The 23,722-nt window shown below is 73.0% G+C and carries 24 protein-coding genes and 1 pseudogene; 11 read left to right on the forward strand and 14 right to left on the reverse strand.

Translation table 11 applies throughout. The features are described from left to right. Positions 1–260: metallophosphoesterase family protein (locus Air01nite_RS36715; protein ID WP_203708009.1), on the reverse strand; the 260-nt coding region annotated here is incomplete at its 3' end. A 60-nt stretch (positions 261–320) separates the two neighbouring features. Between Air01nite_RS36715 and Air01nite_RS36720 the strand changes: the two genes are divergently transcribed. Genes Air01nite_RS36720 through Air01nite_RS36730 form a run of 3 tightly spaced genes read left to right on the forward strand, consistent with a single transcriptional unit; the run spans position 321 to position 3,083 of the window. Further along, entirely contained in the window at positions 321–692 is a 372-nt protein-coding gene (locus Air01nite_RS36720; RefSeq protein ID WP_203708010.1) for a hypothetical protein, read from the forward strand. A 43-nt stretch (positions 693–735) separates the two neighbouring features. Further along, a complete protein-coding gene (locus tag Air01nite_RS36725) occupies positions 736–1,947 on the forward strand; it encodes a phosphotransferase family protein (RefSeq protein WP_203708011.1) in 1,212 nt (403 codons plus the stop codon). After that, positions 1,944–3,083: a methyltransferase domain-containing protein gene (locus tag Air01nite_RS36730; RefSeq protein ID WP_203708012.1), complete on the forward strand. Its 1,140-nt coding sequence runs from the start codon at positions 1,944–1,946 to the stop codon at positions 3,081–3,083. Before Air01nite_RS36725 ends, Air01nite_RS36730 begins: the two co-directional genes overlap by 4 nt. Here the strand turns inward: Air01nite_RS36730 and Air01nite_RS36735 are convergent. After that, the gene (locus tag Air01nite_RS36735) at positions 3,080–4,657 is read right to left on the reverse strand and encodes a phospholipase D family protein (protein ID WP_203708013.1); all 1,578 of its coding nucleotides are present in this window, start codon (positions 4,655–4,657) and stop codon (positions 3,080–3,082) included. The two genes, Air01nite_RS36730 and Air01nite_RS36735, sit on opposite strands and share 4 nt — an antisense overlap. Before the next feature lie 154 nt (positions 4,658–4,811). Here Air01nite_RS36735 and Air01nite_RS41715 point away from each other — a divergent pair, with 154 nt between their 5' ends. Beyond that, positions 4,812–4,946 (forward strand): hypothetical protein, encoded by a 135-nt coding sequence (locus Air01nite_RS41715; RefSeq protein WP_275408324.1) that lies wholly within the window; start codon positions 4,812–4,814, stop codon positions 4,944–4,946. A 30-nt stretch (positions 4,947–4,976) separates the two neighbouring features. Here Air01nite_RS41715 and Air01nite_RS36740 read toward each other — a convergent pair whose 3' ends face one another. Both Air01nite_RS36740 and Air01nite_RS36745 read right to left on the reverse strand, forming a co-directional pair. Next, a complete protein-coding gene (locus tag Air01nite_RS36740; protein WP_203708014.1) occupies positions 4,977–5,966 on the reverse strand; it encodes a pirin family protein in 990 nt (329 codons plus the stop codon). 9 nt (positions 5,967–5,975) lie between these two features. Further along, a complete protein-coding gene (locus Air01nite_RS36745; RefSeq protein ID WP_203708015.1) occupies positions 5,976–6,449 on the reverse strand; it encodes a MarR family winged helix-turn-helix transcriptional regulator in 474 nt (157 codons plus the stop codon). An 89-nt stretch (positions 6,450–6,538) separates the two neighbouring features. On the opposite strand from Air01nite_RS36745, the gene Air01nite_RS36750 reads away from it, so the two are divergent. Both Air01nite_RS36750 and Air01nite_RS36755 read left to right on the forward strand, forming a co-directional pair. Beyond that, positions 6,539–7,123 (forward strand): DUF1684 domain-containing protein, encoded by a 585-nt coding sequence (locus tag Air01nite_RS36750; protein WP_203708016.1) that lies wholly within the window; start codon positions 6,539–6,541, stop codon positions 7,121–7,123. 367 nt (positions 7,124–7,490) lie between these two features. Continuing rightward, positions 7,491–8,246 carry a hypothetical protein gene (locus Air01nite_RS36755; protein WP_203708017.1) on the forward strand — a complete coding sequence of 252 codons (756 nt, stop codon included), beginning with the start codon at positions 7,491–7,493 and terminating at the stop codon, positions 8,244–8,246. A 181-nt stretch (positions 8,247–8,427) separates the two neighbouring features. On the opposite strand, the gene Air01nite_RS36760 is transcribed toward Air01nite_RS36755, so the two are convergent. Both Air01nite_RS36760 and Air01nite_RS36765 read right to left on the reverse strand, forming a co-directional pair. After that, entirely contained in the window at positions 8,428–9,033 is a 606-nt protein-coding gene (locus Air01nite_RS36760) for a general stress protein (protein ID WP_373310559.1), read from the reverse strand. Positions 9,034–9,114: 81 nt separating this feature from the next. Continuing rightward, positions 9,115–10,494 (reverse strand): glycoside hydrolase family 6 protein, encoded by a 1,380-nt coding sequence (locus tag Air01nite_RS36765; protein WP_203708018.1) that lies wholly within the window; start codon positions 10,492–10,494, stop codon positions 9,115–9,117. Between the two features lie 140 nt (positions 10,495–10,634). On the opposite strand from Air01nite_RS36765, the gene Air01nite_RS36770 reads away from it, so the two are divergent. Beyond that, the gene (locus Air01nite_RS36770; RefSeq protein WP_203708019.1) at positions 10,635–11,441 is read left to right on the forward strand and encodes a class I SAM-dependent methyltransferase; all 807 of its coding nucleotides are present in this window, start codon (positions 10,635–10,637) and stop codon (positions 11,439–11,441) included. Between the two features lie 43 nt (positions 11,442–11,484). Here Air01nite_RS36770 and Air01nite_RS36775 read toward each other — a convergent pair whose 3' ends face one another. The 4 genes from Air01nite_RS36775 to Air01nite_RS36790 all read right to left on the reverse strand — a co-directional run bounded on the left by Air01nite_RS36775 (position 11,485) and on the right by Air01nite_RS36790 (position 16,381). After that, the gene (locus Air01nite_RS36775) at positions 11,485–12,501 is read right to left on the reverse strand and encodes a serine hydrolase (protein WP_203708020.1); all 1,017 of its coding nucleotides are present in this window, start codon (positions 12,499–12,501) and stop codon (positions 11,485–11,487) included. A gap of 66 nt (positions 12,502–12,567) precedes the next feature. After that, positions 12,568–13,587 (reverse strand): serine hydrolase, encoded by a 1,020-nt coding sequence (locus tag Air01nite_RS36780; RefSeq protein ID WP_203708021.1) that lies wholly within the window; start codon positions 13,585–13,587, stop codon positions 12,568–12,570. Positions 13,588–13,658: 71 nt separating this feature from the next. After that, complete coding sequence (locus Air01nite_RS36785; protein ID WP_203708022.1) at positions 13,659–14,333, reverse strand: HAD family hydrolase; 675 nt, start codon at positions 14,331–14,333, stop codon at positions 13,659–13,661. After that, positions 14,330–16,381: an ATP-binding SpoIIE family protein phosphatase gene (locus Air01nite_RS36790; protein ID WP_203708023.1), complete on the reverse strand. Its 2,052-nt coding sequence runs from the start codon at positions 16,379–16,381 to the stop codon at positions 14,330–14,332. Before Air01nite_RS36790 ends, Air01nite_RS36785 begins: the two co-directional genes overlap by 4 nt. 113 nt (positions 16,382–16,494) lie before the next feature. Here Air01nite_RS36790 and Air01nite_RS41435 point away from each other — a divergent pair. Further along, positions 16,495–17,262: pseudogene (locus tag Air01nite_RS41435) on the forward strand (mechanosensitive ion channel family protein); the annotation flags it as partial. 407 nt (positions 17,263–17,669) lie between these two features. On the opposite strand, the gene Air01nite_RS36800 reads toward Air01nite_RS41435, so the two are convergent. Beyond that, positions 17,670–17,882 carry a hypothetical protein gene (locus Air01nite_RS36800; RefSeq protein ID WP_203708024.1) on the reverse strand — a complete coding sequence of 71 codons (213 nt, stop codon included), beginning with the start codon at positions 17,880–17,882 and terminating at the stop codon, positions 17,670–17,672. Positions 17,883–17,909: 27 nt separating this feature from the next. On the opposite strand from Air01nite_RS36800, the gene Air01nite_RS36805 reads away from it, so the two are divergent. Together Air01nite_RS36805 and Air01nite_RS36810 are read left to right on the forward strand one after the other, a co-directional pair. Next, the gene (locus tag Air01nite_RS36805) at positions 17,910–18,662 is read left to right on the forward strand and encodes a hypothetical protein (protein ID WP_203708025.1); all 753 of its coding nucleotides are present in this window, start codon (positions 17,910–17,912) and stop codon (positions 18,660–18,662) included. A 38-nt stretch (positions 18,663–18,700) separates the two neighbouring features. Continuing rightward, positions 18,701–19,960: an MFS transporter gene (locus Air01nite_RS36810; RefSeq protein ID WP_239091229.1), complete on the forward strand. Its 1,260-nt coding sequence runs from the start codon at positions 18,701–18,703 to the stop codon at positions 19,958–19,960. Positions 19,961–20,363: 403 nt separating this feature from the next. Here Air01nite_RS36810 and Air01nite_RS36815 read toward each other — a convergent pair whose 3' ends face one another. The 3 genes from Air01nite_RS36815 to Air01nite_RS36825 form a co-directional block, all read right to left on the reverse strand. Continuing rightward, the gene (locus tag Air01nite_RS36815; RefSeq protein WP_239091230.1) at positions 20,364–21,131 is read right to left on the reverse strand and encodes a 3-keto-5-aminohexanoate cleavage protein; all 768 of its coding nucleotides are present in this window, start codon (positions 21,129–21,131) and stop codon (positions 20,364–20,366) included. 218 nt (positions 21,132–21,349) lie between these two features. Further along, a complete protein-coding gene (locus tag Air01nite_RS36820; protein ID WP_203708027.1) occupies positions 21,350–21,934 on the reverse strand; it encodes a GNAT family N-acetyltransferase in 585 nt (194 codons plus the stop codon). Between the two features lie 20 nt (positions 21,935–21,954). Continuing rightward, positions 21,955–23,118, reverse strand: a complete 1,164-nt coding sequence (locus Air01nite_RS36825) for a serine hydrolase (RefSeq protein WP_203708028.1) — start codon at positions 23,116–23,118, stop codon at positions 21,955–21,957. A 242-nt stretch (positions 23,119–23,360) separates the two neighbouring features. On the opposite strand from Air01nite_RS36825, the gene Air01nite_RS36830 reads away from it, so the two are divergent. Continuing rightward, on the forward strand, positions 23,361–23,722 hold a 362-nt coding region (locus Air01nite_RS36830), incomplete at its 3' end, for a hypothetical protein (RefSeq protein ID WP_203708029.1).

Below are 23,722 nucleotides of genomic sequence, written 5' to 3' on the forward strand. Positions count from 1 at the left end.
TGCACCACCGCCAGGCGCACGCCGCCGAGATTCGCGCGGGCCACCTCGGGCAGCCGGGCCCGCAGCGCCGGCCCGTCGTTGTTGCCGTAACAGCCCACCAGCCGCCGGGACCGGGCCTCCAACTGGTCGAGCAGGTCGACGTCGACCCAGTCGCCCGCGTGCACGACGACGTCCGCCTCGTCCACCATCATCCACAGTGGAGCGGGGAGGTCCCTGGCCCGCTTGGGCAGGTGGGTGTCGGACATGATGACCAGCAGCACGTTTCCTAAGCTAGCGAACGTCGCTGTGCGGACGGTGCGCACATGTGTCATCGTCGATGAGTGAGTGCGAACCAGAACCACCGGCCCGAGGCGCCCGTGCACTGGGTGGCCGACGGCATCCCGCGGATCGAGCTGGCCAACCAGTTCCTCGCCCAGCTCGACCACGCCGGCGGCACACCCGACCAGGTCGTGCTGACCCTCGGACAGGCGGTCGACGCGGGCACCCCGCCGACCGTGCTGTCGGCCGTGCCCATCGGCCGCTACGGGCTGACCCCGGCCCGGCTCGACGACCTGATCATGGTGCTGCTGGACGCCCGCCAGGAGCTGCTCGGGCTCACCGAGCCGATCCCGCCGGCGGATCCGGCCAAGCCGGTCGTCGCGCGGCTGGATTCGGTCGAGCCCGTCCAGGCGGTGCTGCGCGAGCGACGCTGAAACCCGGTCGCTTTCGGGGCGGCCGAGGGTTAGCGTGCCGCGCGTGACCCGCCTCGCCCGCTTGGTGCTCGTCGACAGCCACGGCACGCCGCTCGGCGTGCTGCCGCCGTACCCGGTGCCCGTGCCCTGGTGGCAGGAGTCGGCGGACGTCGTCGACGGCGCCCGGGTCCACTTCGGCCTCGACGTCACGATCCTGCGCATCCTGTTCGCCGACCGGCCGGCGATGCCCGGCGGCACGGTCACCTACCTGGCCGAGTGCGCGGCCGCTCCGGCCGGCGCCGTGCCGCTCGCGGAAGCCGGCGTCGACCCCGCGGTGGTCACCGCGCCGCAACCTCACCGCGCGCCCTACGCGCAGCCCGGCGGTCCCGCCCGCAGCGTCGCCTGGGCGGCCGGGCGGCTCGAGGAACTCGGCTGGACAGGCGTCACCGCGCACCAGCACCGCACCTGGAACCTGTCGGCGATCTGGCGCCTTGACGCCGACGGCGGCCGGCGGGCGTGGCTCAAGCAGGTCCCGCCGTTCTTCGGCCACGAGGGCGCCGTGCTGCGCCGGCTGGCCGGCGCCGTGCCCGGGCGGGCGCCGGAGCTGATCGCGGCCGGTCCCGAGGGCCGCCTGCTGCTGGCTCACGTGCCCGGCACCGACTGGTACGAGGCGGACCTCGCCGGCCGGCACCGGATCGGGGAGACCGCACACGGCATCCAACTGGCGGCGCTGGCCGACCTCGACGCGCTGGCCGCCGCGGGCGTGCCGGACCGGCGGGGCGCCCGCCTGTCGACGTGGATCCGGGAAACGCTGGCACCGCACCGGCCGGCGGTCGACGAGGTCCTGCCCGACCTCGACGAGCGGCTGGCCGCGGCCGCCGCCTGCGGGCTGCCGGACACGCTCGTGCACGGCGACCTGCACCCCGGCAACACCCGGGTATCCGGCGACGGCGACCCCGTGGTGATCGACTGGGGCGACGCGTACCTGGGAAACCCGGTCTTCGACATCCTGCGGCTGAGCGAGACCGTCACAGACGACGCGGCGGCCGGCCTGCGCTCGGCGTGGGCCGCGCGTTGGCGGGCCGCCGTGCCCGGCTGCGACCCCGAACGGGCCGTCGAGGCGCTGGCCCCGGTCGCGGCGCTGCGCAACGCCGCCGTCTACGCGGCGTTCCTCGCCAATATCGAGCCCGCCGAACACCCGTACCACGCCGAGGACGTACCCCGCTGCCTCCGGGAGGCGCGCTCAGCGGCGCTGACCACTACCGTAGGTGGATGACCGACGGCGCAGCGCTGCGCGCGCGGCTGGTCGACCTGCTGCGCGAGGACGGTGGACTGACCCGGGACGACCTGGCCCGGGCGTTCGCCACCGTGCCGCGTGAGCTGTTCCTCGCCGAGGGGTTCCATAACCACGACACCGGCCTGCTGCGCCCCGGTGACGACGGCTTCCTGGCCGGCGCGTACCGCAACGACGCGCTGGTGACCAAGCTGGACGACGGGCGCCCGGTCAGCTCGTCGAGCCAGCCGTCGCTGATGGCGCTGATGATCGAGGAGCTGGGCGTCGCCGCCGGCATGCGGGTGCTGGAGATCGGCGCCGGCACCGGCTACAACGCGGCGCTGATGGCCGCCGTCGGCGCGGACGTGACCAGCGTCGACCTGCAGCCCGACGTGGCCGCCCGGGCCGCGCAGGCGCTGCGTGCCGCTGGCGTCACGAACGCCCGGGTGCTGGTCGGCGACGGCTACCTGGGCGGGCCGGGCGGCGGGCCGTACGACCGGATCATGGTGACCGTCGGCATCACCGGTGTGTCGCCGCACTGGCTCGCGCAGCTCGTGCCGGGCGGCCAGATCGTGGCGCCGATCGCGCACGCCGGCAACAACCCGGTGCTGCGGGTCTGGACGCGGCCGGCGGACGGGCGGGCCGAGCCCGGGTGGCCGGCGCAGGCCGAGATCTGGGCCGACGGCGTCTGCGGCGCGGGCTTCATGTCGGCCGGCGGGCCGCTGGGCGCGAGCTACCCGTGGGCGCACCCGGCGCCCGTCCGGACACCCGACTGGGCGGCCCTCGAGCCGGCCGAGTCGCCGCGCTGGCCACGGTCGATCGGTGGGCTGCGCTACCACGACCTCTGGTTCGCGGTCGGCGCGTGGGACCGCCGGGCGACCGGCGCGCCGTTCGAGGGCGGCACGGGCTGCGTGCTGCTCGACGAGACCCGCGCCGGCGGGGCGGCGATCAGGGCCGACGGCGGGATCCTCGCGGGCGGCGACCAGGCGGCCACGTACGCCTCGGACGCCGGGATCCTGGTGGACCGCTGGGTCGACCTCGACATGCCCGGCATCGAGCGGTGGCGGGCGGCGTTGGTGCTGGCCGGCGACCCGGAAGCACCCATCTACGTCCCACGCGCCTGGTCGATTCCCGCTTAGAACTCGCCGCGGAGTCGTTCGCGGAGCGGGCGCCCGTCGGGGTCGTAGACCAGCCGGTAGACCGGCACCGCCCACAACCGCGTGCGGAGGCGCAGGCGTTCCGGAGCGTGCGGGCGCAGCCGGCCGGGCGGGCGCGGGCCGCTGCGGCCGCCGCGGTGCCATTCCTCCAGCGCCGACGCCGTCTCCGTCAGCGCCTCGACCGCGGTGGCGGGGTCGGCGAGCGCGTCCACGTCCGACCGGTCGAGGTGCTCGCCCAACAGGCGCAGCCGCAGGTCCCGGGCGAACACCCGGGCGCCGTCGCCGAGGCCGCCCGGGTCGCGGGGCTCACGCGGGTCGCGCGTCTCGTCGAGGACGGCGCAGGACAGTTCGCTGTCGTGGGTCCACGACCGGCGGTTGAGGTTGTCCGAACCGACGCTCGCCCAGACGTCGTCGACGACACACACCTTGGCGTGCACGTACACCGGTGTGCCCTCGTGGTTCTCGACGTCGAAGACGTGCACCCGGTCGTGCGCGGCCGACTGGCACAGCCGCAGCGCCATCTCTCGGCCGACCAGGTTGGGCGGCAGGGCCAGCTTGCCGTCGATGTCGGGATGCCGCGGCACCACGGCGACCAGGTGCAGGTCGGTATTGGCGGTCAGGGCTTCGGCGAACAGCTTGGCGACGTCGGTGGACCACAGGTACTGGTCCTCGAGGTAGATCAGGCGGCGGGCGCGGCGGATCGCCTTGGCGTAGCCGCGCGCCACGGTGCGCTCCCCGTCGGGGGCGAACGGGTAGGGCGGCCGGACCGCCGGATAGGTGCGCAACACCTGCACGGCGTGCGGGCCGGCCGGCGGTGCGGCCGGTGGGCGCGGCGGCAGGCGGTCGGCGGTCAGGTCGGCGTCCTTGAGCTTGTCGGCCACGTAGGCCGCCGGGTTGTCGACGTCCAGCGACGTGGGGTCGGTCCAGCGCTCGCGGAACGTCCGGTCGAGCACGTCGACCACCGGGCCGCGGAGCTTGAGCTGGACGTCGTGCCAGGGCGGGCGCGGCCCGTACGCGTCGGACATCGCTATCGGCTGCGGGTCACCGAGGTGCGTGGCGTCGTCGCGCCGGCTGTGGCACAGGTCGATGCCCCCGGCGTACGCGACGTCGCCGGCCGGGTCGCCGGGGCGCCGCACCACGACCAGCTTCTGATGGTGTGACCCGCCGCGGCGGACCCGCTGGTCCAGCAGCACCTCGCCACCCGCGGCCTGGACGGCCTCGCCCAGTTGGCGGTTCTCCTCCTCGCTGTAGGACAGCTTGTCGGAGTGGGACCGCCACACCAGCCCCTTGACCACCACGCCACGCTCGGCCGCCCGCGCGAACAGCTCCGTGACGGTCGGGCCGTTCGGCAGCAGCCGCTCGTCGGGGTCGCCCCGCCAGTCGGTGAACAGCAGGTGGTCGCCCTTGGTCAGTCCCTCGACGGTGCGGACGAGGTCCGCGAAGTACGTCGCGCCGTGAACGAGGGGCTCGCAGTGGTTGCCTTCGGTCCAGTTGGGTAGATCTGAGGCCGCATTGCCCCGCTCTGCCCCGGTGAGATACCAGTCCTCCATCGGCATCCGTGGGGTATTTCCCAGACCGCTCGGCGGTCACACCCCAGGGCGGGACGACACGTTGACACAGAACTGCCAAGGCTGGCGCGAAACCGCGATTTCTCTCCGTAACGGCGCGCCTACCGTCATTGTCGAAGGACGGCAGGTAAGGAGGGCCCCGATGAGCAGTGAGATCATCACCCCGGATTCGGAGAGCAGCCGCAGCCGGGAAGGCAGCAGTGAAAATGGTCTCCTGCTCGCCGTTTTGGTCATGGTCATCCTGGGCGTGATCGCCATATTCCTGGTGACGGCCTAGGCCCCTTCGGGCCCAGGCCGTCGTCGCGGCTCAGGGGCGGTCGCCCTCGCCCGCGGAGTGCGGGACCCGGCTCGCCGGGATGACGCCCAGCCGGCCGGCCTGGTAGTCCTCGAACGCCTTGACCAGCTCGGCGCGGGTGTTCATCACGAACGGGCCGTAGTGCGCGACCGGCTCGCGGATCGGCTCGCCGCCCATGATGTAGAGGTCGAGGGCCGGCGTGTGCGCGTCCTGCTGCAGGTCGGCGGTGATCCGCAGCGCGTCGCCCGGGCCGTGCACCGCGAGCTGGCCCGTGTGCATCGGGCGCTTGTCGAGGCCCACGGTGCCGCGGCCGCCGAGCACGTAGACCAGCGCGTTGAAGTCCGGACGCCAGGGCAGGTCGACCTCGGCGCCGGGCTGCACGGTCAGGTGCGCGATGGTGATCGGCGTGTGGGTGGTGCCCGGGCCGGCGTGGCCGTCGATCTCGCCGGCGATCACCCGGACCAGCGCGCCGCCGTCCGGCGTGGTCAGCAGCGCCGACTCCTTGCCGCGGATGTCCTGGTAGCGGGGCGGGCTCATCTTCTGGACCCGGGGCAGGTTGACCCAGAGCTGCAGGCCGTGGAACAGGCCGCCGCTGGCCACCAGGTGCTCCGGCGGCGCCTCGATGTGCAGCAGGCCCGAACCCGCGGTCATCCACTGGGTGTCGCCGTTGGTGATCGTGCCACCGCCACCGTTGGAGTCCTGGTGGTCGAAGATCCCGTCGATGATGTACGTGACGGTCTCGAAGCCGCGGTGCGGGTGCCACGGGGTGCCCTTCGGCTCACCCGGGGCGTAGTCGACCTCGCCCATCTGGTCGAGGTGGATGAAGGGGTCGAGGTCGGTCATCGCCACGCCGGCGAAGGCGCGCCGGACGGGGAAGCCCTCACCCTCGAAGCCGCTGGGTGCGGTGGTCAGCGAGCGCACCGGGCGGAACGTGGTGGCGGCGGGGTCGAGGCGGGGCAGGCGGGGCAGGACGAGGACGTCTTCGACGGTGACGGCAGGCATGGGACTCTCCTAGCGTGACTCTGCTCGGGCGGCGGTCAGCCGCTCGTCGATGCGGGTGAAGATGCGGGTGAGCGCGGCGAGGTCGGCCTCGTCGAGGTCGTCGACGAGGTGCCGGCGCACGGACAGCAGGTGCTCGGGCGCGGCGGCGCGCAGCGCGGCCAGCCCGGCGTCGGTGAGCACGGCCTCGCTGCCGCGCCGGTCCGCCGGACAGGGCTGGCGGGCGACCAGACCGCGCTTTTCCATCGTGCCGATGTGGTAGGTCAGCCGGCTGGGCGCGAAGATCAGCTTGGCGGCCAGGTCGCCCATCCGGAGCCGCCTGTCGGGCGCCTCGGACAGCCGCACCAGCACGTGGTAGTCGGCGAGGCTCAGCCCGCTCGCCGCCCGCAGCTCGTCTTCGATCCGGGTGAGCAGCCGCTGGCTGGACTCGACGACCGCGCGCCACGCGGCCAGCTCCGCCGGGCTCAACGACCGTTCGTCACTCATCACGCCTCCGAGCGTACGCGGTATTTCAAATCTGAACAACCGCGCCGTACCGCCTGTTGTTCCCGTGGCCGGTGATTAGCCTGGGTGACGTGGATGACCTTGATCTGGCGGACTACCGGGAGCGCGTGGCCGCCCTCTACCTCTCGGACGTGGACCTGGCCGGCTTCCGGGCCGGCCGCGACGCGCTGTTCGCGAGCCACCCGCAGTCGGCGATCCCGCCGGACGAGCGGCCAGCCTTCCAGGGCCTGCGCTACTTCCCCGAGAACCCTTCCGCAGCGGCCGAGGCGCCGGTGCGGCCCGCGACCGGCGGCCTGGACATCGACACCGGCGGCCCGGACGGCGTCGTCCACTACCGCCGGGTCGGCATCGCGGACACGCCCTGGGGCCCGCTGACGCTCTGGTGGATCGAGGCGTACGGCGGCGGCCTGTTCCTGCCGTTCCGCGACGGCACCGCGGGCCCGCACACCTACGGCGGGGGCCGCTACCTGACGGACACGGTCAAGGGCACCTTCGGCCGCGGGGTGGTGCTGCTCGGCACCGACCGGGTGCGCCTGGACTTCAACTACGCCTACAACCCGTCCTGCGCGTACGACGACCGCTGGGCCTGCCCCTTGGCCCCGGAGGAGAACCGGCTGGCGCCGCCCATCGAAGCAGGGGAACTCAACTACCACTAGATGATCAATTCCAAGGGTCGTCGGGACAGGGCACCGACGAGCAGGGACCACCGTCGTTCGACCGGCCTTTCCGAACGAAGCAACACGCGGGCTCGACAGTGTGCGCACCGGTCCCCCGCCTTGATCGTGTGAACGTCACCGGGTCAGGACAACCCCGCCTGCCTGATCAGGTGTGCGGGATCAGGTAACCCGGCGGCGTGTCGCGCGGACCAGCCACACCCGATCATTCGACGCGCACCATCCCAGGCTGACCGGCCACACACGATCAGCCCGAAGCGGAACAGCCCGAAGCACAGAGGGTCAACCGGCCGCCGGGCCAACCAAAACTCCTGCCATCCATAGGACCTGAACCGTCTACTGTGACGCCGTGCAGGATCTGGCGATCAATCTCGTGGCGAGCGCGTTGGCCGCCGTGGCGGCGTGGCTCGTGCAGCGGGGTGTGTCATACCGGCGGCTGGCGCGGATGCGGGGGTTCTTCGGGCTGGCTGAGGGCGCGCCGAGCCTGTTGATCGCCGGGCGGCACTGGTCGTCGCCGCGGGTGTCCAGCGTGCACCGCAACGACATGGGCGCCATCGTCGAGCTCGGCGCGATCGTCAAGGACTGCGGCGGCCGGGCCGATCTCGTGCCCGCCGCGGAGGCGCCCAAGGAGCTCGGCAAGGTGACCGAGTTCTGCATCGGCGGCCCGGAGAGCAACCCCCGCACCGGCGCCCACCTGCGTGCGCTCATGCCGGGTGTCCGGGTGACCACCTACGAGGAGGGCGGCGAGCGGGTGCCGATCCTGGTCGGCGACGAGCGCTACGAGCGGCAGCCGCACGAGGAGGCGCACGTGCTGCTGGCCCGCGCCCTGCCCACCGCGCACCCGGTCTTCCTGCTCATCGGGCAGACGGCCCTCGCCAATCTTGCAGCCGCCCGCTACCTGGCCGGTCACCACCGAGAGCTGCAGAGGCAATATGGGGACAGCTCCCCGTTCTGCCTGGTGCTGAAGGTGCGGCAGCCGGGCGCCTACGGCCCGGACCTGGTGGAGCTGGTCGGCGACGTGACGGAGGCGGCCTTCGACGGCACCACTCCGCCGGCGCTGCCGAAGCAGCGCCGGTCATGGCGGATGGTGGGCCGCCGGCCCTGACCGACCGGCGACCCACCGGGGGTGGCTCGTGGGTCAGGCCAACACCCGGCCGGGTCCAGACGACGACCGACCGCGCGGAGGTGGGCCGGATACCAACACCGGTATCCGACCCACCTTCGCGCACGCCGGGACGCCCCTGGACTTCGCCGGGGCAACACCCTGACCCAGGCGCAACCCCTGTTCAGCTCGCGCCGCTGGCGTTCCAGTTCATCCGGGTGATCAGCTGGCGGGCGGCGTCGGCGTGCTCCGCGTCGACCATCACCGCGTATTCGGTCGCCTGCAGCGAGCTGCGCGAGCTGAAGTCGCGCTGGCCGCGGGTCATGCCGTGGGCGAGGGCACCGAACACGGCACCCCAGAACGCGCCGATCCCCAGGCCGACGAACACCACGGCGAACCAGTTGTTGTTGGAGAAGATGCCGAACAGCAGGCCGATGAACAGGCCGAACCAGGCGCCGCTGGCCGCGCCGGCCAGGGCGGCCCGGGCGGTCGTCAGCCGGCCCAGCACGTTCTCCACGAGGCGGAGGCCGCTGCCGACGATCGCGGTGGTCTCCACCGGGAACTGGTTGTCGGACAGGTAGTCCACCGCCCGCTGCGCGGCGGCGTAGTCGGAGTAGGTCGCGACGGTCACGGTCGGGCGGCTCGCGCCCTGGTCGGCGACCGGGGCGCCGCCGAACATGCCGCCGCCGATGCCGCTGCCGGGCATCGGCGCGCCGGGACCGGACGGTGACGCCGGCACGCCGCCTGGCCCGGGCGGGATGTTGCTGGCCGGCGTCGAAGGTGTGGTCATGATGCCTCCTCGTTCATTTACCACTTCCCTGATCTTCGACCGGCCAATCGCCCCTGTGTTGTCGTTCCGGTCAACTCGCCGTCAAATCACAGCACACGAAACGCCTCCCAACTGCCAGACGGTCGGGGGTACGAAGGTGCCCGAATAGGTGCCCTGGAAGCCGATCGTCGTGGATCCGCCGGTGGGCAGGCTGCTGTTCCAGGACAGGGGCCGGGCGGTGACCGCAGCGCCGGACTGGGTCCAGGTGGCGCTCCAGCCCTGGGTCAGCCGGGCGTTGCCGCCGAGGGTCCCCATCAAGGTCCAGTTGCTCACCGGCGGGCCGTTGTTGATCACCGTGAGCTCGGCCGTGAAGCCGCCGGGCCAGACGTTGAACCGCTGCCGGACCTGGCAGCCCCCGGCCGGCGGGTTGGTCGGCGGCGTCGTGGGCGGGGTGGTGGTCGGCGGGGCGGTCGTGGGCGGGGCGGTCGTGGGCGGCGTCGTCGGCGGGTTCCAGGGCCCTGCCGCGATCGCCAGGTCGTACGCCCGCTGCGGCACGAACTGGCCCGCACCGGCGATGCAGCCGTCGGCCTCGCCGGGGAGCTTGACCCACAGGAACGCCGCGATCGCCGTGTCGCCGGTCTGGGTCGTGCTCGGCGTGCCGATCGCCCGCCCCGCCGGGTCGCACCACTCGCTGCCGAGGGGTCCGTTGCCGTTGCGGCTGGTGTCGACGACCGCCTTGAGCTGCGGCGCGCCGATGGCGTTCAGGACCGCTTTCGCGTACGGGACGGCCTCGCTGTTGGCCCGGTAGTTGGACACGTTGACCGAGATGCCGTCGGCGCTGTTGACGATGTCGGCCGCGACCGCGCGGGACGCCGCCTCGCCGGCCGAGAGCCAGGCCGAGTGCCCGACGTCGAAGTAGACCTTGGCCTGCGCCGAGCCGGCCTTGAGCCGCTTGCCCGCGTACGCCATCGAGGCCCTGGTCTCGGCCTGTTGCGCGGCGCTCTGGCAGTTGGTCATCAGGGGCAGCACGTCGGGTTCGAGGACGATCGAGGCGGGCCGGCCGGCGAGCCCGGCGGCGACCTCGTCGATCCAGGCCCGGTACGCGGCGTGCGACGGTGCGCCGCCGGAGCTGGCGCCGCCGCAGTCGCGGTTCGGGATGTCGTACACGACCATGATCGGGATCTTCCCGGCGGCCGCGGCGGCGCCGACGAACGCGTCGACCTGGCCGCGGACGGTGGCCGTGTTGGTGGTCGTGAACCAGCGGGCCTGCGGCACCTGGGCGATCCGCTCGCGGATCACGGCGGTGCGGCTGTCGGCCGGGTTGGCGGCGACCCATTTCGCGGCGTTGGTCTCGGGGTCGACGTAGAAGGCGGAGTCGACGGCGGCGTTGGCGATCGGGGGTTGGGCGACGAGGGCGGTCAGCGCGACGGCCAGGGCGGCCGCGCCGGCGCAGGCCGCGCCGAGGACGGATCTGCGGTGCATGGCGGTTCTCCTATGGCGTGAAAGGCAATAGAGGACCGTCAGTGGAAGCGCTCCCAGTGAGCTTACGTGCTGGGTCCGGCCATGTGAAGACCGGAAACTCGCTGTCGGGGTGGGCGGCGCGGGCGGTAGCGTCGCGCCTCGTGTCCGTGGAATGGGAATGGGACGAAACGCTCTATGCCGGCAGTGCCATCCACTACCCGGTCGGTCGGGTGGGTTACCCGCCCGCGTTGGCGACCGCGATCCGGGACGCGCTAGGCCTCGACGGCACCGGCCGGCTGCTCGACGTGGGTTGCGGGCCGGGCTCGCTGACCCTGCTGCTCGCGCCGCTGTTCGCGGGCGCGGTCGGCGTCGACGCCGACCCGGGCATGCTGGCGGAGGCCGCCCGCCGGGACGCCGGCGCGAGCGTCCACTGGCGACAGTCGCGGGCCGAGGACCTGCCCGCCGGCCTAGGCCGCTTCCGGGTGGTCACGTTCGCGCAGTCGTTCCACTGGATGGACCAGCCGCTGGTGGCGACGCGCGTGCGGCCGATGGTCGACCAGGCTTGGGTGCACGTCTTCGCACAGACCCACCGCGGCGACGACGGCACCGACCCGCTGCCCGGTCCGCGGCCACCGTGGGACGCGATCGGTGACCTGGTCCGCGACTATCTCGGGCCGGTGCAGCGGGCCGGCCAGGGCTTCCTCGCCAACGGCACGAAGTCGGGCGAGGAGGACGTCATGCGTGCGGCGGGCTTCCAGGGACCCACCAGGATCACCGCCGTGCCGGCCCGGGTGGTGACCCGCACCGCCGAGGAGATCGTCGCGTCGGTGCTCTCGATGTCGGGCTCCGCACCACACCTGTTCGGCGACCGACTCGTCGACTTCGTCGCGGACCTGCGCAAGCTGCTGGGCGACGGACCGTTCGCGGAGCGACTACGCGAGATCGACGTGGTGATCTGGACGCCGTGACCGGGCGGGACCGGGCGAGCCCCGATCCCACCCGGACGAAACCTCAGCCGCCGTTGGACGGCTGGTAGCGCGGAGTGCGGGCGTGGCGGGCGGCCGGGTCGCCGCTCAGCGCGTCGACCGTGTCGAGGAACGTGCGGCCCAGCCGGGCGCGGGCCTGCACCGCCGGGTGGGTGGCGCCGAAGTCGTCGGCACCCGCCTGGCCGTCGGCGAAGATGGCGTACGTCAGCACCGGCGCGCCGGCCCGGTCGAAGATGATGCCCGCCTCGTGCCGGGCGTTGTCGAACCAGCCGGCCTTCGTGGCGATCCGCAGCCGCTCGTCGGAGGACATCTCGCGCCGGATGCCGTCGGTGAACGCGATCGGCGCCCGCAGCCGCGACAGGATCGCGTCGGTCGAGGCGGGGGAGAGCAGCGTGCCGGCGACCAGGGCCTGGAGCAGGTCGTGGGTCTCGCGCGGGGTCGACCGGCCGAGGAAGAACCGGTTGGGGTTGGCCACCGGTTGGACCTGGGTGTTCGGGAAGCCCTTGGCGACCAGGATCTCGTTGATCTCGGCGGCCGGCGCGACCAGACCGCAGAGCCGCACGGCGGTGTCGTCGGAGACCGTCAGCAGCGCGGCGAGCACGTGGCCGAGGGTGACAGAGCTCGGGTACGCGCCGTCGAGGCTGAAGATGCCGTCGCCGCCCGGCACCACGATCGCCGCCGTCACGTCGACCCGCTGGTCGAGGGTGAGCAGGCCGCGGTCGACCTTGTCGAGCACCGCCGTCGCGACGGCGATCTTGTTGACGCTGTATGCCTCCAGCACCGTGTCGGCCTCGTCCGCGACCGCGACCTCCGCCGACCCTGCGACGGTGATGTAGGCCTGCCAGTTGCCGCCGACCTCGGCGGTCTCCCGGGCGTAGACCCGGCCGACCTTGCGCGCCGCGCGCAGCGGCGTCGGCTCGGCGGTGGTGGTCGCGGCGCCCGACGGGGCGGCCGACGCGACGGCGGGTGTACCGAACACGGCCCCCGCCGTCGCCAATGTGCCGAGCCCAAGTGCGGTGCGGCGGTTGAGCGACGAACCCATGCGAAACCCTCCCTGTTGGACAGACCGCTCGATCCAACCATGAAAGGGTTTCACCCGCCGCCCCGCTCAGCCGCCGTTCGAAGGCCCATGCAGCGGCAGATCCAGCTCCACCTCGGTCGACTCGCCGGGCAGTGGGCTCACCGCGTCGAAGAACGCGCGGCCCATCCGGGCCCGGGCCCGCAGCGCCGGGTGGGTGGCGCCGAAGTTGCCGGCGCCGGCCTGTCCGTTGGCGAAAATCGAATAGATCAGCGAGGGCTTGCCGGACCGGCTGAACATGATGCCGCTCTCGTGCCGCCCGCTGCCGAACCAGCCGGCCTTGGTGGCGACCCGCGACCGCTCGGCCGACGACATCTCCTTGCGGATCCCGTCGGTGAACGCGATCGGCGACCGCATCCGCGACAGGATCACGTTGGTCGAGGACCGCGACAGCAGCCGCCCGGTGACGAGCTGCCGCAGCAGCGCGTGCGTCTCGCGCGCGGTGCTGCGGCCGAGATAGAACCGGTGCGGGTTGGCGACCGGCTGCAACTGGGTCTTCCGGAAGCCCTTCTTGGCCAGAATGCTGTTGATCTCCGCTGTCGGCACGAGCTCACCGCAGAGCCGGGCCGCCACGTCGTCGGACACGGTCAGCAGCGCGGCGAGCACGTGGCCGATCGTCACCGAGCTCGGGTACGCGCCGTCGAGCCGGAAGATGCCGTCGCCGTCACCGGCGGCGATCGCGGCCGTCACGTTGATCCGTTGGGTGAGGGAGAGCTGCTTGCGGTCCACCTTGTCGAGCACCGCCACCGCCACGGCGATCTTGTTGACGCTGTACGCCTCGACCAGCAGGTCGGGTTCGTCGGAGACCGCGACCTCGCTGGACCCCGGCACCGTGATGTAGGCCTGCCAGTTGCCCCGTGCGGCCGCCGCCTCCTTGTTGTACGCGGCCCGGATCCGGCGGGCGGCCTCGATCGGCGTGGACTCGGTCAACGGATCCGCCTCGAACGCGTCCGGCGCGCCCGCCGCGGCTGGTTGCAGGCCGAGCACGGCGCCGGCGGTCGCTATGGTGCCGAGCCCGAGTGCGGCCCGGCGGTTGAGCTGGGAAACCATTCGTAAACCCCCGTAAGACGATATACAGGGCGATTGAAGCACGAAGTGGTTGTCCTCATTGGGCAGTTGCGTCAGGCGTACACCACGGTCAGCGGTGACTCGTCAAGATGGGCGAGCAGATCGGCGGGATCCTCGTAGACGGCGACCGCGCCCGCGCCGGCCAGCTCGGCCCGCGAGGTGCCGCCACAGGTGAGCGCCACGCACGGGACGCCGAGCTTGGCGCACGCCGCGATGTCCCAGATCGAGTCGCCGACGTACACGACGTGGTTGGTCTCCAGACCGAGCTTGCGCAGCGCCGCCTCGATGATGTCGGGCTCGGGCTTGGTCCGTTGCGCGTCGCCCGACGAGGTCGCCGCGTCGATCGCGTCGTCGACGGCCAGCGCACGCCGCATCGCGGTCAGCTCCTCGGGCGTCGCGGACGACGCCAACGCCACCCGCTGGCCGCGCTCGTGACACGCGCGCAGCAGGTTGGCCGCACCGGGCAGCGGGCGCAGCTGGTTCAGGAACGGCGCGTACCGCTCGGCATGCACCGCTCGCACCAGCTCGTCCTGTGACCTGTCGCGCTCGCTGCCGAGCAGATGGTCGAGCAGCCGGTCGGCGCCCATGCCGACGGCCCGGTGGATCTGTGCGACCGGCACGTCGTGCCCACCGGCACGAAAGCCCTGCCACCAGGTCACCGCGTGCAGATAGGTGCTGTCGACCAAGGTGCCGTCGACATCGAAGAGGACGCCCACCGGTGTGGTCATGGCACCCCGATACCCCGCTCCTCCTCTTTCGATGCGCGCAGGCCGATCTCGAACCAGACGGTCGAACCGCGCACGGCGGGGTCCGTGCCCCACGCGTCACTCAGCTCCTCGATCAGCCCGAGCCCGCGCCCTCGGCTGCTCAACGTCTCCGCGTGCGCCCGCGTCACCGAGCCGCGGGTGCCGCTGTCGGAGACCGCGACCAGCAACCGCTCGGCGCTCAGGTCGACCTGGACCCGGGCGGCCGTGCCGGCGTGCAGCAGCGCGTTGGTGGCGAGCTCGCTCGCGCACAGCACCGCGGCGCCGATCACCTGCTCGGGCACGTTCCAGGCGGAGAGCTGCGCGGACATCCAGTGCCGGACCCGGCCGGGCGCGGTCGGCTCGGCGGGGATCTCCATGCCGGCGGATCGGCTCGGCGCCGTCGCGTGCTCGACCGCGAGCACCGCCACGTCGTCGTCGGTGGTGCCGCCGACGGCGGCACAGGCAACGGCGCACAGGGTACGGGGGTCGCCGCCGCTGGCACCGGCCACGCTCGCGGCCACCTTCTCCAGCCCGGCGGTCATGTCGAGCCCGCGCCGCTCGACCACGCCGTCGCTGAACAGCACCAGCGTGTCGCCCGGCGCCAGCCGCGCGGTGCCACTGCGGCGCGCGCCGCCGAGACCCAGCGGTGTGCCGGCCGGCACGTCGAGGTAGTCCGCGGTGCCGCTGGCGTGCCGGACCAGCGGCGGCGGATGCCCGGCCGTCGCGATGGTCAGCCGACCGTCGCGCTCGATCACGCCGTACGCCACGGTGACGAACAGCTCGTCGGTGCGCGCCTCCGCGCCGAGGCTCGCGACCAGCCGGTCGAGCCCGGTGAGCACGGTGTCCGGCGCCGCGTCGGCCAGCGCCAGCGCCCGCAGCGCCGCCCGCACCTGGCCCATCAACGCCGCGGCGCGCACGTCGTGCCCGGCCACGTCGCCGAGCACCACGGCGAGCCGGCCGCCGGGCAGCGCGAACGCGTCGTAGAAGTCGCCGCCGGCCGCGTTGCCGTCGACCCCGGGGTCGTAGCGGGCGGCGAGCCGGAAACGCGGGTCGTCGGGCAGGTGCTCGGGGAGCATGCTGCGCTGCAGGAGTTGGGCGGTGCCGTGCTGGTTCTCGAATCGGCGGGCCCGCTCGGCCGCCTGCGCGACCAGCTTGGCGGCCGCGGTCAGCAGTGCCCGCTCGGCGGGCGACCAGGGGCGCTGGTCGTGCCGGCCGAGGGTCAGCGCGCCGCGCAGGGAGGTCGTCCGGAGGGGGAGCGCGGCCAGCGCGCGTACCTTCTCGTCGTGCCGGTCCTGCGGCGCCACCCGCAGCGGGTGACCGTCGGCGGTGAACCGGGCGAGGCCCGCGCCCGCCGCCACGGCCAGGGGCGCGACCGAGTCGGTCGCGATCCGCCGCCAGACCGGCGGCAGCCGCTCGTCGGCGTCGTCGAGCACGTCGCCGCGGATCCGGCGGACCGTGCGCCAGTCGTCGCCGTCGTCGACACCGAACGCCACCTGGTGCACGTCGGGGAAGGACAGGCCGTAGCGCAGCGCGACCCGGGCCACCTCGTCGAGGGTGAGCGTGCCGGCCAGCGCCTCGGCCAACTCGCTGAGCCCCTGCAGCCGGTGCGCGACGGGCACGGGCTCGGCCACGACGACCAGCACGCCGGCGATCCGGCCGCTCCCGTCGCGCACGGGGGAGAGGCCCCGGACGGGCAGCGCCGGGTCGGGCTCACCGGAGTCGGTCGGCGGCCACTCCTGGTCACGCGGCGTGAACCCGGTGTGCTGGGCCTCGCGGACGGCCGCGCCGGCCGGGCCCTCCCAGGCGGTGCCGAACACCTCGGCCGCGGGCGCTCCGTACGCGTCGGGGTGGCGGTCGCCCAGCACCTGCGCGTACGCGTCGTTGTAGATCAGTCGCAGCCGGTCACCGTGCAGGAACGCCATCGCGACTGGTGAGCCCAGCACCAGGTCGACGACCGCGAGCAGGCCGGGATCCCAGCCGTCGGTCGGCGGTGCGCCCACCGGCGGCGGCGACGCACCGGAGCCTGGCATGACAGCAGCGTAACCGCCGCCGGGCGGGGCGGCGCGGCGGCGAAGGCGGGGATTGCGAGCAGGGGCGACCGGGTAAGCCGTGCGCTGACATCCACCCCTACGGAAGGTCTGACATGGACATCGGTGCCGCGCTCACCGACATGTGGCGGTCAGTGCTGCTGTTCGTGCCGAAAGCACTCGCGTTCCTGGCGATCCTGCTGATCGGCTACCTGATCGCGCGGGTCGCGCGCAAGCTGGTCGACACGTTGTTGACCAGGGTCGGCTTCGACCGGGCGGTGCGGCGCTCCGGGATCGGTGCGCGGCTCGAGCGGTCCCGGTACGACGCGAGCGACATCCTCGCGCGGCTGGTCTACTACGCGATCCTGCTGTTCGCCCTGCAGCTCGCGTTCGGCGTGTGGGGCCCGAACCCGATCAGCGACCTGATCGCCGCGGTCGTGGGCTGGCTGCCGAAGGCGTTCATCGCGATCGTCATCGTCGTTGTCGCCACCGCGATCGCCAGCGCCGTCCGGGACCTGATCACCGGCGCGCTCGGCGGGCTCTCCTACGGCCGGCTGATCGCGACCGTGGTCTGGGTCTTCATCGTCGGGCTCGGCGTCATCGCGGCGCTCAACCAGGTCGGCATCGCCACCACGGTGACCACGCCGGTCCTGGTCGCCGTGCTCGCCACCGTCGGCGGCATCCTGGTCGTCGGCGTCGGCGGCGGGCTGATCCGGCCGATGCAGGGGCGCTGGGAGCGCTGGCTGGACCGGGTCGCGGCCGAGTCGGCGGTGATCCGGGAGCGGGCGCAGGCGTACCAGGCGGAGAAGGCCGCGGCGGAGCGGCGCCGGATCGACGAGCAGGAGGCGGCCGAGCGGGCCCGGGCGGAGGCCGAGGAGGCCGCGCGCACCGAGGCCGCGGCCGAGGTGGCCCGGGTCGAGGCGGCCCGGCTGGAGTCGGCGCGGTTGGAGTCGGAGCGGTTGGCGGCCGAGCGGCGGGACGCGGCGGCGCGGGCCGAGGTGGACGCCGCCGAGACCTCGGTGATCAGCACCGAGGCCGAACAGACTCAGGTGATCCGGCACCCGGACGAGCCGCACATCGTGCCCGGCATGCGTGAGCCGACGCCGCCGACGGGCCTGCCGATCGCGGAGGAGCGGCCGGCGGAGATCGCCGAGCCGGCGCCGCCGGCGAAACCGCGGCGACCGCGGAAGACCCCGGCGCCGACCCAGGAGCTGCCGGCGGTCGAGGACGAGGCCGAGCGGACCCAGGTCATCCGGCCGCAGGACTGATCCTTTTTGCGGGCGCCGGCCGGTTACTCGACGCTGTCGGGAGCCGGCTGGCGCCGCTGCGCGTCATCGACGAGGATAAGCGTGCCGATCATCATCCCGACCAGGATGCTCAGCAGCCAGGAGTCGTCTTGCAGCAGCCGGGCGGAAAGCGGGGCCTGAACGGCGATGGCCAGGAATGCGAGCCAGGCGTAGCGGCGCTGGCTGACCGTCAGGATGCTGGGGGTCGTCTCGCGCATTCCCGCAAGTCTGCCTGGAGGTCCGGGATGCACCAGTCGGCCGTTCGGTCGAGTTTGTGGCGTTCGGTCGTACCACTGCTCGCCCTGCTGCTCCTGGCCGCGTGCACCGCGCCGGGCCCCGCGCGGCTGCGCCCGCACTGGGCCGCCGAGCCGGGTCGCGGCGCCGTCTCGGGTCACACGGTCACCGGCCCGCGCCACGGCCTCGACGCGGCGACGTTCACGCTGGAGAGCGGCGTCACCGCGGTCACGGTCCGCGTCGCGGACCTGGGCGACGAGCTGTTCCGGGTACGCACGCCGGACGGCGCCGGTGTCGCACCCCGGATCGACCGGCGCGGCGCCGACCTGCGGCTTACCACCCAGGGCACCGGAATGTCCGGTCCCGCCGAGCTCGACGTGACCCTGCACCGCGAGGTGGCCTGGCACCTGCGGCTCGGCGGCGGCAGCGGGGACGAGCGCATCGACCTGCGCGGCGGCGTCGTGACGGCGGTCGACTTCGTGGCGGGCGCCGGGCGGATCTCGCTGGCCCTGCCCGCGCCGCGCGGCACGGTGCCGGTGCGGATGACCGGCGGCGCCGACGATTTCCAGGTGCGGCTGACGGGCCGGGCGCCCGTGCGGGTGCGAATCGGTGGTGGCGCGGGCAGCGCCTCGGTCGACGGCCGGGCGCAGAACGGCGTACCAGGCGAAACGGTCATCGAGGGCTCGGGTTGGGCCGCGGCGCGGGACCGTTACGACGTCGACCTCGCGGCCGGCGTCTCCCGCTTCTTCCTCGACCGGGAATGAATGCGGATGGAGAGCGCTCTCATCACTATCATCGCCGGGTGACGTCCCCCTCGGCGCGGCCGATCCGCATGTCCCTGCTGGTCCTCGCGTATTTCGCGTTCATCAGCCTCGGCCTGCCCGACGGCCTGCTCGGTGTGGCGTGGCCGTCGATCGCGGGCGATTTCGGCGTCGGCACCGAGGCGGTCGGCCTGCTGCTGATCGCGTCCACGGCCGGTTACTTCGTGTCCAGCATCGCCGCCGGTTTCACGCTGGCCCGGGTCGGTGTGGGCTGGCTGCTGGCGATCAGCACGGCGTGCGCCAGTGCCGCGCTGGCTGGTTACGCGATCTCACCGGCGTACGCGGTGATGGTCCCCTTCGCCCTGCTGGCCGGCTTCGGCGGCGGCGCCATCGACTCGGGCCTGAACGCCTACGCGGCGTCGGCCTTCGGCCCGAAACACATGAACTGGCTGCACGCGTTCTTCGGCCTCGGCGTCGCGATCGGCCCACTGATCATGACCGCGGTGATCACCGTGGGCGGTGCGAGTTGGCGCTGGGGCTACGTGATCGTGGCGTCGGCACAGGCGTGCCTGGCCCTGGCGTTCTTCGCGACGGTCCGCAACTGGACCCGCCACGCTCCGGCACCGGCCCCTTCGGTTCTTCCCGAGGAACCGGCCGCCGTCACCGGCGGTGACGCCGTCGCCACCAAGGTGGCGACCAAGCCCGCGACGAAGGTCAGCACGCGCGAAACACTCACCATGCCGGCGGTCTGGCTGGGCGTGCTGGCCTTCGCGGTGTACGTCGCGGTCGAGATGGGCGCCGGCCTCTGGGCCTTCCTGCTGCTGACCGAATCCCGCGGGGTCAGCGCGGGGATCGCCGGCCTCTGCGTCTCGCTGTACTGGGGCATGCTCTTCGTCGGCCGGGTGGTCCAGGGCATCGCGTCGGAGCGTTTCAACCCGACGAAGATCCTGGTCGGCAGCCTGTTCGGGATGGCGGCGGGTTCGCTGCTGGTCGCGCTGCCGCTCGGTGCCTGGGCCGCGATCCTGGGCCTGGCCGTAATCGGCTTCGCCGCGGCCCCGGTCTTCCCGTTGCTGACCCTCACCACCGCGGACCGGGTCGGCGCGGCCCACGCGGACCGCGCGATCGGCATGCAAATCGGCGGGGCGGGCCTGGGCGGCGCCCTGATCCCATCGGGCATCGGCATCCTGCTGGGCAACTTCGGCGCCGGCGCCCTCGGCACCTGCCTGCTCATCCTGTCGGTGCTGCTGATCGCCTTCTACGCCGCCGCCACCCGCGGCACACCCCGCCCAGCTACGCGTTGACGTCGAGTATCGCCCTTCTGGACAGCCAGGCAGCCATTCGCCGGATGAAGTCAGCTGCCGCGGCACCACGGTCGGGATGGATCCGCACGTTGCGACGCGCTCCATCGAACCACCCGACCTCGGTCCCTTCCAGGTACGCGCTCGGTGTCCACCGCTGATCCGCACTCCACGTCTCCCAGAGTTCGATCAACGCGGGATTCTCTCGGAGACGTTGAGCGAGAGTGTCCTCGAAACCCGGATCGAGAAAGTAGCGGTCAGCTAACTGAAGAAGGAGTACGAACGCTCGCTCCGACCGGTGCTCGACAGTCGAAGCGACACGAGCAGGCGCCTCGCCCACGCTGTGCTTAGCCGTCCCTGTCTCGCCCACGCGCCACCTCCACTGCCGTCGAGCGGGTCCGTACGTTCACTGTCGTGATGGCGCGGCGGCGGTCCAGACAGCCAGCGCCCGGCGGACCAGGTCGGCATTGTCGAGGATCGGTGCGCCGGCCGGGCCGACGACGGTGTCTTCCAGTCCGATGCGGGTTGGCAGCCCCAGCCGGCCCGCGTGGGCGACCAGCGGCCAGCAGGCCGCCTCCTCTCCGTGCAGCAGCCGCGGACCGTCAACCCCGAGTTCGTCGAGGCTGGCGAGAATCGCGTCAGCCGCCGCGGTGGCCGTGTCAGCCGCACCGTCGACGATTTCCACCAGGATGCGGGTCCAGCCGGACCGGCCGGCGGCGGCCAACGCCTGTGCGTCGGCGGTCGACCAAACTCCGGCCTCCACTGCGATCCCGGCCCGCCGCAAAGCCTCGACCAGGTCGACGAAGCCGGGCTCGCTGACATTGACCGAGGCGAAGTCGGGCCGTGCCGCCGACGGCAGGTCGGCCCAGCGGGCCACCATCGCGAGCCGCCGCCCGATGTCGCCGTCGCTGATCCACAGCCCGGTGCTCACCCCCACCGGCATGCCCGAACATCGCCGGCGCACCGCGGTCACGGCTGCGGCCACGTCGTCGGGGTCCAGCGACTCCGCGGCGTCGCGATCACGTGGGTGCAGGTGCAGCGCCTCGGCGCCGGCAGCCACCGCGCCAGCGGCCGCTGCGGCCAGCTCGCCGGGTGTGATCGGCACGGCCGGATGCTCCTCGCGGCGCCGACCGCCGTTGAGACACGCCTTGATCCGTTGGATCTGTGGCTGCACGAAGTCTCCTTCCGCCCGTGGCCGTCACACTAGCGAGCGGCATCGACAAGCAGCCGAGAACGTAGTTGGCGGGCGGCCTCGATCGGCTACCTGACAATCGGATCCGATCGAGAACCGGGCGGTGCCTGGCCGGGCCGCGTGAGGCAATCGGCGGCACGCCCCTCGAGGTGAGTCGGCGGGGCGGTTCGCGGTGTTTCGCGGAGTGGGTGGGCGAGGGCTCAGAAGTCGACGCGCATGACGGCGCGGCGTGGGGTTGGGTTGCTGATTTCGGTGAAACCCGCGTCGGCGAAGACGGTGGTCGTGCCGACGAAGAGCTCGCCGCCGCCGGTCTGGTCTGGCTCGACGCGGATCGGGTAGCCCTCGATGGCCGTGGCGCCGCGCGTGCGGGCGAACTCCACCGCCGCACGGGCCAGGGCCCGGCTCACCCCGCGCCGGCGGTAGCCCGTGCGGGTGACGAAGCACGTCACCGCCCAGACGCCTGGGTCGTCCTTGGCCTCCTCGCGGCCCGACCAGGGCACGCGGGCGCGGAGCAGGCGCTCGTAGGCGATCCGCGGCTCGACCGCGCACCAGCCCACCGGTTCGTCGTCGAGGTAGGCGACCAGGCCGCTGGTTTGCGCGGCCGACGGCTCGCCGCAGTGTGTCTGCGACCGTAGCCGGTCCGTGCGCTCCTGTTTAGGGATCGCCCAGACGTCGCGGGACTTGAACCACTGGCACTGGCAGTTGGCCGGGTCGCCGCGGGTGCCGAACACCGCCCGCAGGTCGTCCCGGCTCGCCTCGTTGGCAGGCCGCACCGTGACCGTCACCCGCGCCACGCTAGCGGGTGTCAGTCCCGCCGGGGCGCCCAGCCGGCCGGGACGAAGCGGGCCGCGTCGCGGGGGTGGCGGTCGTCGAAGACCACGCCGGACGGGCCCGTCACCCGCACCGCGTCGACGTAGACGCCGCGGCCGTGCGGCGCCGCGGCCGTGCGGCGCCGCGGCCGTGCGGCGCCGCGGCCGTGCGGCGCCGCGGCCGTCGTCAGCCGCCAGCGCAGGTGGGTGGTCCCGGCCGGCAGCGCGGCCTCGGCGGTGAGCCACTGACGCCCCTGGAAGCCGGTGTACGTGCCGTCGGTGCGCCAGCGATAACCCGGTGCACGCAGCGTGACCGGCACCAGCCGCCAGGTTCGCCCGCCGTCCGTGGACGCCTCGACCGCGCCGGTGTCGGTCGACGCCGTGTCGTACCAGAGGTCGAAGTTTGTCCGTGTGCCGCCGCGCAGCGGGATCGTCAGCGTCGCCTTACTGCCGTCGGCCTCCCCCGCGTACCAGGAGGTCGGTCCCTGGCTCGGTCGCACCGGCAGCGCCATCGCCAGGTCGGTGCCCACGGCGGCGCGGGACGGGCTGTTGTTGCCCCACTCGCGGGTCGGGTGCACCCGGTTGGTCAGCAGGATCGCGAACGAGTGCGCGAGCGGGTCCAGCACGATCGAGGTGCCGGTGAAACCCGTGTGCCCGGCGGTGACCGCCGAGCTGAGCGCGCCCATGTAGCGCCGCTGGTCGAGCTCGAAGCCAAGGCCGTGCGCGTGGGTCGGGAACGCCCGGTTGTAGTCGGTGAACAGCAGCCGGGTCGAGCGCTCGTCGAGGATGCGGGCGCGGCCGTAACGGCCGCCGTTGAGCGCCGCCTGGGCCAGCGTCGCCAGGTCGCGGGCCGTGGCGAACAGGCCGGCGTGTCCGGCGACGCCGCCGAGACAGTACGCGTTCTCGTCGTGCACGCTGCCCCAGACGAGGCCGCGACCGAGCTGGTACTCCTCGGCGGCGATCCGCCAGCGCAGCCGCGGCGACGGGTTGAACCTGGTCTCCTGCATGCCGAGCGGCTCGGTGATCCGGTCCGCCACGACGCGGTCGAGCCGCTCCCGGGTGTCCCGCCGCATCGGGATCCAGCGGTCGCGAGTCGGGTCGGTGCCGGCGGCGTCGGCGCAGCGCAGGGCGAAGCCGACCGCGTCGTGCGCGACGATCACGCCGTTGCGGCCCGGGAGCGCGACCGCGCCGGGATGCGTGGGGGAGGGCTCGAGATAGGACGCGACGGTCGTGGACGCGGTCGACGTACCGCGGCGTCAGGCCGGCGGGGCGAGCACCGCGGAGGCCGGACTCGCGGCGAGCACGGCGACGGTGGCGAGCGCGAACGTCCGGTTGAACGTCCTGTTGCCCGCGCGGCGGGATACCTAGGTTGATCCGCGAACAGAGGACACGGGAGGAAAGCATGGCGGTACGAAAACTCGGACGGGCGCTTGTAGCACTGGTTCTCGTCGTTGCGGGAAGCTTGGCGTTGGCGCAACCGGCACAGGCTGCCTACAGGACCTTCTACGTCGAATACCGGCATGGCGGCGGGACCGGCGCCATCGCGGTGGCGACCAGAGGTTCCTTCTACTGGACAGCGCGCTCAGTGGTGATCGTGGACCCTGAGCTCTACGTCCTGAACGGCCATTGTGGGCTCGCCTACTACCTCGGTGTGCACAGCTGGAATGTCGACACCGGCTACAACGTCGGCCCTATCTGCAACACCACCGGCGTGAACCAGTATTTCAAGATCGGCGGCGCTGTCCTCGACGGTAGCAAGTACGA

Source organism: Asanoa iriomotensis, assembly GCF_016862515.1.
Taxonomy (GTDB): Bacteria; Actinomycetota; Actinomycetes; order Mycobacteriales; family Micromonosporaceae; genus Asanoa; species Asanoa iriomotensis.

Coding starts and splice junctions, on each gene's coding strand:
- Air01nite_RS36730 (WP_203708012.1), top strand. CDS start 1,944: ATGACCGACGGCGCAGCGCTGCGCGCGCGGCTGGTCGACCTGCTGCGC.
- Air01nite_RS36735 (WP_203708013.1), bottom strand. CDS start 4,657: ATGCCGATGGAGGACTGGTATCTCACCGGGGCAGAGCGGGGCAATGCG.
- Air01nite_RS41715 (WP_275408324.1), top strand. CDS start 4,812: ATGAGCAGTGAGATCATCACCCCGGATTCGGAGAGCAGCCGCAGCCGG.
- Air01nite_RS36740 (WP_203708014.1), bottom strand. CDS start 5,966: ATGCCTGCCGTCACCGTCGAAGACGTCCTCGTCCTGCCCCGCCTGCCC.
- Air01nite_RS36745 (WP_203708015.1), bottom strand. CDS start 6,449: ATGAGTGACGAACGGTCGTTGAGCCCGGCGGAGCTGGCCGCGTGGCGC.
- Air01nite_RS36760 (WP_373310559.1), bottom strand. CDS start 9,033: ATGACCACACCTTCGACGCCGGCCAGCAACATCCCGCCCGGGCCAGGC.
- Air01nite_RS36765 (WP_203708018.1), bottom strand. CDS start 10,494: ATGCACCGCAGATCCGTCCTCGGCGCGGCCTGCGCCGGCGCGGCCGCC.
- Air01nite_RS36775 (WP_203708020.1), bottom strand. CDS start 12,501: ATGGGTTCGTCGCTCAACCGCCGCACCGCACTTGGGCTCGGCACATTG.
- Air01nite_RS36780 (WP_203708021.1), bottom strand. CDS start 13,587: ATGGTTTCCCAGCTCAACCGCCGGGCCGCACTCGGGCTCGGCACCATA.
- Air01nite_RS36785 (WP_203708022.1), bottom strand. CDS start 14,333: ATGACCACACCGGTGGGCGTCCTCTTCGATGTCGACGGCACCTTGGTC.
- Air01nite_RS36790 (WP_203708023.1), bottom strand. CDS start 16,381: ATGCCAGGCTCCGGTGCGTCGCCGCCGCCGGTGGGCGCACCGCCGACC.
- Air01nite_RS36800 (WP_203708024.1), bottom strand. CDS start 17,882: ATGCGCGAGACGACCCCCAGCATCCTGACGGTCAGCCAGCGCCGCTAC.
- Air01nite_RS36805 (WP_203708025.1), top strand. CDS start 17,910: ATGCACCAGTCGGCCGTTCGGTCGAGTTTGTGGCGTTCGGTCGTACCA.